Origin of the sequence: Polaromonas sp. (assembly GCF_010365105.1) — a bacterium.
In the GTDB taxonomy this organism is placed as follows: Bacteria; Pseudomonadota; Gammaproteobacteria; order Burkholderiales; family Burkholderiaceae_C; genus Polaromonas.
In genome coordinates, this window is record NZ_JAAFGZ010000058.1 from 1 (window position 1) to 11,363 (window position 11,363).

The window sequence follows — 11,363 nt, forward strand, 5'->3', positions numbered from 1 at the left end:
TCGAAAAACTCTTCAGTTCGATCGCATCCAGCTTGGCTTTTACGAAAAACCAGTCTTCTGAACCTATGACGCAGAATTGTGCAATTGGCTCTAATTAATAGCTGCTTACGCATACGCAGTCTGCGCAAATGACTATTTTCACTAAAAATTCACACACGGGTCAGCATTGATGGACACTAGCGAGCGACACGCGCCCTGTCCACAATGCGGCTGGCCTGGGCGCGTGAAACCGAAGCGCCCAGGGAACCCAGGGTGGAACCCCAGCCCGCCGCCTGGGCATTGAGCCGCGTGCTCATGAAGGCATCGACCACATCGGTGCTGGAATGGCGCAGCAATTCCGCGCCCTGGACGGCCCGGGCCATGGCCTCGCACGCTGGTCGGGCCAGGAATTCATCGTCCATGGCAGCCTGAATCAAGGGCTGCAACACCTTCAGGTAAGCATCGAAGCGGCGATCCATGCCTCTGGCCGCATTGACTTCGGCCATGAAAGCATCCTGCGTCGCGGGGTCTTTGCGCAGCGAACGCCGGACATCCATGCACATCATGTTGGCCGAGCCTTCCCAGACGCTGTTCAGCGGCGCCTCGCGGTAAATGCGGGCCATCGGGTTTTCCTCGATAAAGCCATTGCCGCCGTGGCATTGCAGCGCTTCATAGGCAATGGCGGGCGCCCGCGAGCAGTTGAAAAACTTGGCCATTGGCGTGGCCACACGCGCGAAGGCTTTTTCCTGTGCGCTGGTTTCGATGTGGTCGGTGGCTTTGGCGACGCGCAGCGCCAGCAGCGTCGCCGCCTCGACCTCAATGGCCATGTCGGCCAGCACATTGGCCATCATCGGCTGCTCGGCGAGCGAGCGCCCGAAGCCCCGGCGGGTGCCGGCATGGTTCAGTGCGAGCGTCAGTGACTGGCGCATCAGTCCGGCCGAACCGACGGCAAAGTCCAGCCGCGTCAGGTGTGCATGCGACAAAATCTCGCGCAGGCCGCCGCCTTCAGGCCCGACGCGCAGGGCCAGCGTGCCGGCGTATTCGATTTCGCTGGAGGCATTGGACTGGTTGCCGCACTTGTCCTTCAGGCGCTGGATGAAAAACCGGTTGAAGCTGCCGTCGGGCAAGGTGCGCGGCAAGAAAAAGCAGGTCACGCCGCCGTCCACCTTGGCCAATGTAAAAAAGCCATCGGACTGGGGCACCGAGCAAAACCATTTGTGGCCGGTCAGCTCGTACCAATGGGCGATGGCGCCGTGGTAGTCGGCGCTGTGTAAAAACCGAGCGGTGGTTTGCGTCTCGCGCAGGTCCGAGCCCCCCTGCTTTTCGGTCATGGCGTAGCCAATCACCACCGACGCCTTGTCGGCCACTTCGCGGCGGCTGAATTCATACTGCGTGCCGCACACCTTGTCGGCCCACAGCTTCAGGCAGGGCTCGGTCTGAAAGCCGGCGAAAGACGCATACGCCATGCCGGTCGGGCAAGCCGTGCCGTGTTCGACCTGGTTCCAGAGGTAAGACAGCGCAGCCCGGGCATAGTGCGGCTGCGCCTCGGGCGCAGTCCAGGCCAGCGAATGGACCTCGTGCTTCCAGGCCAATGCCATCAACTGGTGCCAGCTCGGATGGAACTCGACCCAGTCGATGCGGTGGCCGTAACGGTCATGCGTCTTGAGTTCGGGATGATGCCGGTTGGCCAGGCGGGCCAGTTCCTGAACGTCTTCATCGCCGACAAGCTGACCCATCGCCTGGCAGCGCCCTGCCGCCCACGGCGCTTCGCGCTGCACGGCGACGGACAGCACGGCATCGTGTTCGAACGCGTTGAAACCCGTCAACGGGCTCGCCTGGTTGATGACCTGATGCGTGGCATGCCGGCTTGCGTCGTCCACCACGGGCAACAGGTTGTGCGTGTTTGTCGGTGCGTTCATCGGCTTCTCCAGCTTGGGTGTCAGGGGGTCTTGCCACGGGCCAGGCGGCCGGGCAAGTCGTCAAGATAGCGGGCAAACAGGTCAGTCGCCTCCTGGCCGAACATGCGGATGCGGCCGGTGTGCTGAAGCAGCAACAGGCCGACGCCGTGGGCGAACAGTGCGGTGTTCTCGCGCAACGCTTCTGGCGCCGTCAGCCCCATCGCCTGCAATGCCGCTTCGCACGGGCGCAGCGCATCATGCAGGCGGTCGTTGAGCTGGACATTGAGATCGGCATTCAGACCGCGCGGCTGTATGCCCTGCACCAGGTAAAACCCCAGGTCCAGATCACGCGGATTGGCAGCATAAAACCCAAACCAGGCGCTGGCCTTGGCCTTCAGCAGATCAGCCGCCGAACCGTCAGGCGCATCGGCCGCGTCCACCATGCTGTTCAGTCGCTCCAGCGATTCGGCCAGCAACGCACCGTAAATGGCTTCCTTGTTTTCAAAATAGGAATAAATGGCACCGGGCGTGTAGCCGGCCGCCTTGGCGATTTCGCGGATGCTCGCGCCTTCTATGCCGAGCCGCTGGAAGACTGAACGCGCAGCGTCCAGCATCAGTGCGCGGCGCGAGTCGTTCAGGGCCTGCTGGCGTTCTAATTTAGCTTGCATGGCCAGAATATAAACCCAAACCAGCTGAAATCTGCTTCAAATTAAACGCTTGCCTATTAAATTAAACAGTGTTTAATATTTGAAAATATCTGGAGACTGCCCATGAATACTTCTCAACCCGCCGCCAGACTGATGTCCGGCGACGACTTCCGCGAGTCATTGCGCCGCTACCAGCCGCGCGTTTTCCTTGATGGCCGGCAGGTGGACAGCGTGGCCGACGAGCGCGGCTTCGGCCCGGGCATCAATGCGATTGCGCTGACCTACGACTACGCGCTGAAAGAAAAGTACGCGCCCATCATGACCGCCGTGCAGCACACCAGCGGCAAGCGCGTCAACCGCTTGTCGCACATCAACACCAGCAGCGGCGACCTGCTGAACAAGCTTGAAGCGGTGCGGCTGGTCTGCCAGGAAACCGGCTGCGCCCAGCGCTACCTGACGCATGACGCGCTCAACGCCATCGGCCAGGTATCCGCCCGTATCGACGACGCACGTGGCACCACCGAGCACACCGCCCGCTTCCTGAATTACCTGCACCGCGTGCAGGACCAGGATCTGACGCTGGGCATTGCGATGACCGACGCCAAGGGCGACCGCAGCCGGCGGCCGCACGAGCAGTCGAATATCGACAGCTATCTGCATGTCGTCGAGCGCAATGCCAAAGGCATTGTCATCTCGGGCACCAAGGCCATCGTGACCGGCGCGCCGTATGTGCATGAATTCCTCGTCATGCCGTGCCGCAATATGGGCCGCGAGGACGCGGACTTTGCCGTCTGCTGTGCCGTGCCGGTCGATGCGCCCGGCATCACCATCATTGCGCGCCCGGCCGGGCGGCCCGGCGAAAAGGTCGAGCATGGCGAGCCGCTGTTCAGCCGCAAGTATGGTCAGAGCACCGGCGTGGTGATGTTCGACAAGGTGTTCGTGCCGTGGGACAGCGTGTTTTATGCCGGCGAATGGGAGCATTCGGGCCACCTCACCTACAGCTACGCCACGCACCACCGCCATACCTGCATTGGCGCGCGCGCCGGGTTTGGCGACCTCCTGATTGGCGCCGGCGCCCTGATGTGCGAGGCCAACGGTTTCGATCCGGGCAAGGAAACGCATTTGCGCGAACAGATGGTCGAACTGATCACCATCACCGAAAGTTTTTATGCCTGCGGAGTAGCCGCCAGCGTGTACGGCAAGGCCGACGAGCACAGCCAGACCTTCATGCCCGACCCGGTGTTTGCCAATATCGGCAAGCTGCTGCTGGCGACCAAGATCTACGACATGCACCGCATTGCCCACTATGTGAGTGGCGGCCTGATCGTCACCCTGCCCGGCCCGGATGAAGACCACAACCCCGAGACCGGCGCGAAACTGTCGGAAGTTTTACGCGCCAATCCGGACGTGCCCTACGAGCAGCGCATTGAAACCGCGCGGTTTATCGAAGACCTGACAGCCGGCTACCAGGGCGGCTGGTACAGCGTGATCAGCCTGCACGGCGGTGGTTCACCGGCGGCGATGAAGCAGGAAATCTACCGCAACTATCCGATCGGATCAAAAGTGGAACTGGTCGAGCGCATCCTGGAGCGCGGCATTGCCGCCGATGGCTCACCTGCCGCAGCGCCGCACGATCCGCAGCGCGCCATCACCCAAAACCGCCAGCCTGGCAAATGCTGCGATACCGGCTGCACCGCGCCCGGCCAGCCGGTGATGGTTGATCTGCCGGAGGTGCGGGCAAGCCTGCCCTCACGGCGCGCTGGCGCTTCCAGAGCTTGATGAGAAGCCGCTCAGATTCCGGATGGGGCCGGTTTTCATCACAGGATGACGGGAGGCAAGAAATGCAGAATCTGCAAAGTCATTGCGGCGACGGGGTGAAAACTCGATGCTCGGGAAAGATGCCGTTTGGACAGTGAATAGTTTCGCCGCATTGCACACGACAGCGGCAAAAACCAGTATTTTATTGATAGCAGAAAAACCATGCAGATCAAGCGCAAACCGTCAATTTCTTATGAAATTCTCATGGTTTGACCGGCGCTGGCAATTGTGCAAACTTGAGCAGGTGCGTGGCCAGCAGGGTTTCGGTCAGAAAGCAGACCAGCGCCGACAGGAAACACACCACGCCGGCCAGAAAGCAGACCGTCGCGATCTTGAAAATCGGCAGTTCGCTGGTTTCACCCAGGAACAGCAAAATGATGGTCGTGCCGATGAGGATGGCACAAAACGTCAGCAAGGCCAGGCAACCATTGACCAGCCAGCCCCGGTGCCTGAGCCGGCGCAGTTCGTCATAGATCCTGACGGCGCGCAAGGGTTCGACAACACCGGTTTCAAGCCGGCCCTCAAGAAACCTGGCCCGGTCAATGATGCGCGCCAGTCTCCCGGCGACGGCGCCTATCATGCCGGACACTGCTGTCAGCAGAAACACCGGTGCGACGGCCAGTTGTATGCCATGGGTCACGGTCGCAAGGTCGGTCGCAAAATTCATCCGGGCTCCGTTGCACAGGTGATGGGGCGGCTATTTTCTCATGCAACAGCGCGAGGCTTCTGCGATCGCAACGCAGGGACAGAACGGTAAGCACGCCAGCCAGAAACTTTCCCGATATGCCGCCACAGTCAGACAGCTCGACGTTGGGTGAGGGTTTCATTTACAAGGCAACCATTGCTCCAGGCAAGGCAGCAGCTTCCTGCCAAAAACCGTTCACACAAAACTTCTTGCCCCCTGATCAACCCGGGGCATCGGTCACGCTCAAAGCCGGTCGGTACGTCCCCTGAACGCTTTCATTGGCTTGCCATGCCGACACGCCATGCGACCTGGAAGGCTTGAAAAAAAAAGGAATTCTCCATCCCCGGCGATTCAACCACCAATAGAGCGAGCCGGTTGATGCCGCCAAAACCCTTTTTCTATTTCCAGACCAGCCAATCCCCGATCAGGCCTTTGCCAGTGCAAAAAGGATGCTCACGCGCAGGCCGGAACCTTTCACCTCATCTGAAAAACCCAGCACAATCTCGGCGTCGATGCGATCCGAGATGGCCTTGACGATAGACAGCCCCAAGCCTGATCCGACTTGATCGCTGCCCAGCGTGCGATAAAAAGCATCAAACACCCGTTCCCGCTCAGCCAGCGAAATGCCTGGCCCATTGTCCTGAATGTTCAGTACTGCACGCCCTTGCACCGTGGCCACTGACAAATCAACCCGCCCACCCTGCGGGGTGTAGCGAATCGCGTTATCGACCAGGTTCTTGACCATGGCAATCATGTCCAGCTCGCTCACCAACACTTGCGCGTCTTGTTCGCCTTCAATGCCAATGTCGATTCGCCTGGCTTCGGCCAGAGGCATGAGGTCTTCCAGAACGCGGCGATAGATATCCCGTACCGAAACGGGTGACTTGGTCAGCCCCGGTGTCGCCTGGGCTTTGGCCAAGGTCAGGAGTTGGTCCAGCAGATTGCGCCCGCGCTCGATCCCTTGCCGCAGTGCTGCCAGCCGTTCACGGGCTGGAGCAGACATTTCCGAGCCAGCCAGCCGTTCCGCTTGCAGGGACATGGCAGTCAGCGGCGAACGAAGCTCGTGCGCGGCATCAGCAACAAAACGGCGCTGGACATCCATCGATTGGCCAACGCGCGCAAGCAAGCGATTCATCGCTACGATAAAAGGACGCACTTCGACGGGAAGATTCGCCTCCTGCACCGGGTGCAACTCCTGCTCGGCACGCTGGTCAATTTCCATCGATAAAGCAGCAATGGGCCGGAACATCTTGCGCACCAGGTCTGCCACGACCAGCAGCAGCACGGGCACCAGCACCAGCAAGGGCAGCAGCGTGCGCAAGGCGCTGTCGCGGGCAATTTCGTCGCGGGTGTCGGTATCTTGTGCCACGGCAATGCGCTCTTTGCGCGCCGTGGTTTTAACCAGCACGCGCAGCATCTGACCGTTGACCTCCAGCGTATGCAGGCCATCGGAAAGCGTGGCGGGGAGTAGCACGCCGGCAGCTGGTGTGCCACTTGTCTGGTTGCTACCTGCAAGGTGCTGGACGATGACGCGGTGTTCTTCCGAACTGTCTTGCGCGCTGCCAGAAGACAGCGGCGCAAGTGCTTGCCGGTCAAACAGCATCGCCACCTGCTCCAGCGTGTCGTCTTGCAGTTCGTGTGCTTCGTCAAAGGCGGTGACGAATGAAAATATGCCCGCCAGCAGCGCCACAAGCACAATCGCCATCGACAGCGCCAGCGACAGCTTGAGCTGAATCGACTCGTTCAGGCGTTTTTTGAAACCATCCATCCCACCCCCCTGACATTTTTGATGACCTCGCTGCCCAGCTTGCGTCGCAGTGCGTGAATCAAAAACTCGACGGCATTGCTTTCGACCTCCTGGCCCCAGCCATACAGGCGGTCCTCCAGGTCGCTGCGCGACAGCAGCGCGCCTGGCCGCACAAGCAAGGCCTGCAAGAGCGAAAACTCCCGGCTGGAAAGTTGCACCGGGGCGCCAGCATGGACCACGGCCTCACGCGTGGCCGGGTCGAGCGACACCACACCGTTGCCAAGCACCGGCGTGGCGCTACCGCCCTTGCGTCGCAACACAGCGCGCATCCGGGCCAGCAACTCGGCCATCTCAAAGGGCTTGAGCACGTAGTCATCGGCCCCACCGTCCAGGCCGCGCAGCCGGTCATCCAGGCTGTCCCGGGCGGTGATGATGAGCAGGGGCACCGGATTGTCCTTGGCGCGAAGGCTGCTGAGTACCTCCAGGCCGTCCTTGCCAGGCAGGCCCAGGTCGAGAAGCACCAGGTCGTAGTGCTGACAGCCCAGCGAAGTGAGGGCGGTCTGGCCGTTTTTTACCCAATCGGCGGCGTAGCAGGCATCTTTCAGGGCCTCCTGAATAGCCTCGCCAATCATCGCGTCGTCTTCAACCAGCAATACCCGCATGGGCGCTCCGTTCAGTTTTTGTTGTTCAATGCGCGGCGCCGCCCCAACAGCCACCATGCAATTCCCAGTATTAGCAGCAGCGACAAACCCAACAGTTCATCTGCGTCCACTACCTTGAGCAGATGCACCAAAGCCTGGCCGGTGCCGTAGCCAATACTGGCAATTAGCACTGCCCATAGTACGGCCGCCAGCCCATTGAGCATCAAAAACCGATGCCAGGAAACGCTGCTCATGCCAATGGCAATCGGCCCAATAATGCGCAGCCCATACAGAAACCGGATAGACAGGATCAGCGGCAGGTGGTGGCGATCGAGTAAACCACGCACGCGGGCAGCACGCGGCTGCATGGACGGATACCTCGCCAGCAGGGCTGTGCCATAGCGGCGCCCAACCAGAAAAAACAACTGGTCGCCCAGAAAGCTGGCAACCGCAGCAACCGCAATCACCACCGGCATCGACAAATGGCCGCGAGAAGCTGCTGCGCCCGCGATGAACAAAACTGATTCCCCTTCCAAAAAGGTGCCTATTGCCACCGCCACGTAGCCATAGGATTGCACCCACTCTGCGATATTTATCATGGCCTAAGCCCTCATGGCGTCGTCTTCGACCAGCAATGCCCGCATTTGGCCTCCGTGCCGTAACAGTCCATCAACCAATCAATCAATCAATGAGCCGTTTTGGCAGCCCGTTGTTTGAACATCAAAAGGCTGATCAAGATGAATGCAAAGAGCGCTGCCGATGCCGAATAACGACTCAACGCCAATCCCCCTGCAGCAATCGGCTTGTCCAGAAAGTCGCCCACCACGGCCCCCAGAGGGCGGGTCAGAATAAACGCGATCCAGAACAGCAGGGTACGCGACACTCGCGACCCGTAATAAGCCGCCACAACCAAAGCCAGCAGGCTGCTGAACACAACGGCTGCGCCGGTGTAGCCGAGCCCGGCCGTATCGGCCGTCCAGTCGCCCAGCGCAGTTCCCAGGGTTTGGGAAAACATGATGGTGACCCAGTAAAACATTTCCGCTTTGGGCGAGCTGACGCTCACAGAGACCGAGCCCAGCGTGCGGTGCCAAAGGAAAAACGAGCCCAACAACAATGCCAGCAGCAAGGTCGAGCCGCCAGCGTACCCAATGCCTAGCGAGCGGTCTGCAAAGTCAGCCAATGTGGTGCCCACCGTGGTGGTAGCAATGATCGTTGCCCAATAAAGCAAGGGCTTAAAAGTTTCAGCCTTGATTTGCACCATGACCGCCACCAGAAATATGACGGCGAAAACGGCCGTGCCGATCAGGTAGCCCAAATTCATCGACATTGAGACGGCATCACCACCAGTCTCGCCGAGCGTGGTGGCGGCAATCTTGATGATCCAGAACAGCAAGGTGACTTCTGGTACTTTGCTCAAGGCTTTTTGAGTTGAACTATTCATTTTGATTCGAGGGTGAGGGTTTCTTCTTGCAGTCTGGTTTTATTGCTTATTTTTCGCTGCTTATTTCTTGCCTTGCATCGAATCAATCGTCTTCAGCAGGTCTGCCATGGCCTGTTTGGAGTCGGCCACGCTGGGGGCATCGGCACGCACTGTTTTCAATGCTTGGTCAAAGGCCTTGTCCAAAATGTGCCAATCTTCTGCGGCGCGTGGCTTCAACCCGGCCTCGGCCGAGTCCCAAGCCACTTCCAGATCCTTGATGCGGGTCTTGGCCGCTGGCATGTCGCCCTTGTCCACAAGGCCGGACACATCTGCAGCAATGCTGCGAAATGCAGACAAATCACCCAGCTTGGAGGCCGTGCTGGCGGCAGGCGCAGTCATTGCGGCGGGATTGGCGCCTGTCTTGGCCGTGTCTACAGGCTTGGAGCAGGCCGTTGCCAACGACAGCAAGGCAATGGCCGACAAGACAGCAGAGCCACGGGTGAGAGATTGAAAAGAACGCATGATTTTTCCTTGGTTTGCGGGATATGGTTTGTGGTTTTTGATTGATGTGTGGCGCAAGCTCATTGGACGACAGGTGCCTTGACATTGCCGTTTGAAGCGATTTGCTCCCAGGCTACCAGCACCACAATCACGGTCAGGAACAATGCGCTGGTCCACGTGGCGCCCAGACCCAGGCCGCCGTAGGTTTTGGCCTGCGTCAGCAAGTCACCCAGCGAGGCGCCAAGGGGGCGCGTCAGGATGTAGGCAAGCCAGAAGGTCAAAACAGCGTTGCCACCCAGGCGCCAAGCCGTGTAGGCGACGGCAATCAGGGCGCTAAAGCCCACCAAACCCCAAGTGAAGCCCAGGCTCAATGCTTCTGTAGCCAAGTCTCCAGCTGCCGTGCCCAACGCAAAGGTACACAAAATGGCCGACCAGTAAAACAGCTCCCTTCGGCGCGTGAAGATTTCGTGCACGGACAGGGTGTGCTCGACTGCATACCAGACGGCGAAAATAATCGCCAGCAGCACGGCAAAAACCGAGGTGCTGAGGTACAGGCTGACGCCCAGGCCATCGGTGAACAAGTCAGTAATTTGCGTGCCCACAATGCTGACCAGCACCACGGTGAGCCAGTAAATCCACGGCGTGTAGCGCTTTTTGTGCAATTGCACAAAAAGCGCTGCAATCAGCAACGTCGTCATGCCTATCCGCGTCACGGTCTGGCCCAGGCCGGCATTGACGGCCAGGTAATCAGCGCCTGTCTCGCCCACCGTGGTGCACATGATCTTGATGATCCAGAACGACAGCGTGACTTGCGGGACTTTGTTGAGCCAGCCTGCGTCGGCATTGGCATTGGCATTGGCATTGGCATTGATGGGTGCGGTTAGCGTGTTCATGAGGAGCCTCCGGGGTTGTTTGTTGCGTATTGGTGGGGTGTTGGTGCCAAGTTTGGCGGGCCAGACTTAGCCCAGCCATAGCCAGAGCCGCTCTGGCCAACTTGCGCAACAGGGTTGACTTAACGGCTGCGTAAAGCCTCCAGATCAGGACGCGCAGCAAGGCGTCGCATCAGCAAAATCGCCAGCGTTGCGCACGCCAGTGCGGTGACAGCAGTTACGCCCAAATAGAGCCACGGCACGACCAGCGCCTCGGGTGGGGGGTCAAAGGCACCGGCCAGTATCGCCACCAGCGTTTTCGCGATTGCGAACCCGGTGGCGGTGCCAAGTAGCGTGCCGGTCGCCACGATGAACAGGCCTTCACTCCAAAGGAACGCGCCAACCTGCGACGCTTTGGCGCCGAGGGCCACCAGGATCGCGAAACTGCGCTGCCGCTCGGCTAGATTCAAGCCGAGCACGATGCCGGCGATGGCCGCAATCAAGAGAACCGAGAAGCCCAGTTCAAGCTGCGTCAGTTGACGCAGATCGACGGCTGTCAGGCTCGAGCTGATGATGCTCTGGGTCTCACCGAGCGTTGTGACATTCATGCCCGACACCTTGTCGGCCAACGCACGCGCGGCACGGCCGACGGCCTCAATGTTGCCCGACGTGCGCAGCAGCGTCACCTCAGCGGAGTTGCTGCCGGTCTGGCTTGCCAAGTAGGCGGCATTGGCGACCAGGAACGAATCCTTCGGCGCTGTCGGAAACTCGCGCACCGTGCCTATGAAGTGAAAGCGCACCGTGCGGTATTGGTGGTCGGCCGTGTTTTGCAGCCGCAGGTTCAGTTCGTCACCGAGCTTGAGCTGGAAGTCCTTGACGGTCTCCTCGGCGACGAGCACGCCATCGGGCGTGCGTTGCAGGAGTGCCAGTGTTCCCTTGGCATCGTGGTTGGCGAAGTAGGCGTCAGCAACCGTCGTGACCTGCCCGATGTGCACAGCGTCGATGCCGAAGATGTCCTGCAAGTCCGAGCCCACGTAGGCCATGCGGTGCATCAGCGGGACCGCGTCGACGACGCCCGGCAGGGCGCGCAGCGCGGCCAGCATGGCGCTGGCAGGCGCGGCGGTGGTGCCCGTAACCGCCACATCGGCACCATTGGTG

The 11,363-nt window shown here is 60.1% G+C and carries 11 protein-coding genes; 1 reads left to right on the top strand and 10 read right to left on the bottom strand.

What is annotated here, in order from left to right:
* Positions 1 to 176 precede the first annotated feature (176 nt).
* Entirely contained in the window at positions 177 to 1,898 is a 1,722-nt protein-coding gene (locus tag GZ092_RS20785) for an acyl-CoA dehydrogenase family protein (protein ID WP_293639204.1), read from the bottom strand.
* Positions 1,899 to 1,918: 20 nt separating this feature from the next.
* Positions 1,919 to 2,545, bottom strand: a complete 627-nt coding sequence (locus tag GZ092_RS20790) for a TetR/AcrR family transcriptional regulator (protein WP_293639206.1) — start codon at positions 2,543 to 2,545, stop codon at positions 1,919 to 1,921.
* Between the two features lie 102 nt (positions 2,546 to 2,647).
* Here GZ092_RS20790 and GZ092_RS20795 point away from each other — a divergent pair, with 102 nt between their 5' ends.
* On the top strand, positions 2,648 to 4,303 hold the full coding sequence (locus tag GZ092_RS20795) for a 4-hydroxyphenylacetate 3-hydroxylase N-terminal domain-containing protein (protein ID WP_293639207.1): 1,656 nt from the start codon (positions 2,648 to 2,650) through the stop codon (positions 4,301 to 4,303).
* Between the two features lie 241 nt (positions 4,304 to 4,544).
* On the opposite strand, the gene GZ092_RS20800 is transcribed toward GZ092_RS20795, so the two are convergent.
* The 8 genes from GZ092_RS20800 to GZ092_RS20835 all read right to left on the bottom strand — a co-directional run.
* Entirely contained in the window at positions 4,545 to 5,009 is a 465-nt protein-coding gene (locus GZ092_RS20800) for a DUF2721 domain-containing protein (RefSeq protein WP_293639208.1), read from the bottom strand.
* A gap of 442 nt (positions 5,010 to 5,451) precedes the next feature.
* A complete protein-coding gene (locus tag GZ092_RS20805) occupies positions 5,452 to 6,795 on the bottom strand; it encodes an ATP-binding protein (RefSeq protein ID WP_293639209.1) in 1,344 nt (447 codons plus the stop codon).
* Complete coding sequence (locus GZ092_RS20810) at positions 6,771 to 7,436, bottom strand: response regulator transcription factor (RefSeq protein ID WP_293639210.1); 666 nt, start codon at positions 7,434 to 7,436, stop codon at positions 6,771 to 6,773. The genes GZ092_RS20805 and GZ092_RS20810 overlap by 25 nt, the downstream gene beginning before the upstream one ends.
* A gap of 11 nt (positions 7,437 to 7,447) precedes the next feature.
* On the bottom strand, positions 7,448 to 8,014 hold the full coding sequence (locus GZ092_RS20815; protein WP_293639211.1) for a DedA family protein: 567 nt from the start codon (positions 8,012 to 8,014) through the stop codon (positions 7,448 to 7,450).
* A gap of 86 nt (positions 8,015 to 8,100) precedes the next feature.
* Positions 8,101 to 8,856, bottom strand: coding sequence for a hypothetical protein (locus GZ092_RS20820; RefSeq protein WP_293639212.1), 756 nt, complete (start codon positions 8,854 to 8,856; stop codon positions 8,101 to 8,103).
* Positions 8,857 to 8,916: 60 nt separating this feature from the next.
* Positions 8,917 to 9,357 (bottom strand): hypothetical protein, encoded by a 441-nt coding sequence (locus GZ092_RS20825; protein WP_293639215.1) that lies wholly within the window; start codon positions 9,355 to 9,357, stop codon positions 8,917 to 8,919.
* A gap of 59 nt (positions 9,358 to 9,416) precedes the next feature.
* Positions 9,417 to 10,229 (bottom strand): hypothetical protein, encoded by an 813-nt coding sequence (locus GZ092_RS20830; RefSeq protein ID WP_293639213.1) that lies wholly within the window; start codon positions 10,227 to 10,229, stop codon positions 9,417 to 9,419.
* 119 nt (positions 10,230 to 10,348) lie between these two features.
* Positions 10,349 to 11,363: FtsX-like permease family protein (locus GZ092_RS20835; protein ID WP_293639214.1), on the bottom strand; the 1,015-nt coding region annotated here is incomplete at its 5' end.

What these genes read in the sequence shown, in the direction of transcription:
- GZ092_RS20800 (WP_293639208.1), bottom strand. Translation starts at nt 5,009, where the DNA reads ATGAATTTTGCGACCGACCTTGCGACCGTGACCCATGGCATACAACTG.
- GZ092_RS20825 (WP_293639215.1), bottom strand. Translation starts at nt 9,357, where the DNA reads ATGCGTTCTTTTCAATCTCTCACCCGTGGCTCTGCTGTCTTGTCGGCC.
- GZ092_RS20785 (WP_293639204.1), bottom strand. Translation starts at nt 1,898, where the DNA reads ATGAACGCACCGACAAACACGCACAACCTGTTGCCCGTGGTGGACGAC.
- GZ092_RS20820 (WP_293639212.1), bottom strand. Translation starts at nt 8,856, where the DNA reads ATGAATAGTTCAACTCAAAAAGCCTTGAGCAAAGTACCAGAAGTCACC.
- GZ092_RS20810 (WP_293639210.1), bottom strand. Translation starts at nt 7,436, where the DNA reads ATGCGGGTATTGCTGGTTGAAGACGACGCGATGATTGGCGAGGCTATT.
- GZ092_RS20790 (WP_293639206.1), bottom strand. Translation starts at nt 2,545, where the DNA reads ATGCAAGCTAAATTAGAACGCCAGCAGGCCCTGAACGACTCGCGCCGC.
- GZ092_RS20830 (WP_293639213.1), bottom strand. Translation starts at nt 10,229, where the DNA reads ATGAACACGCTAACCGCACCCATCAATGCCAATGCCAATGCCAATGCC.
- GZ092_RS20815 (WP_293639211.1), bottom strand. Translation starts at nt 8,014, where the DNA reads ATGATAAATATCGCAGAGTGGGTGCAATCCTATGGCTACGTGGCGGTG.
- GZ092_RS20805 (WP_293639209.1), bottom strand. Translation starts at nt 6,795, where the DNA reads ATGGATGGTTTCAAAAAACGCCTGAACGAGTCGATTCAGCTCAAGCTG.
- GZ092_RS20795 (WP_293639207.1), top strand. Translation starts at nt 2,648, where the DNA reads ATGAATACTTCTCAACCCGCCGCCAGACTGATGTCCGGCGACGACTTC.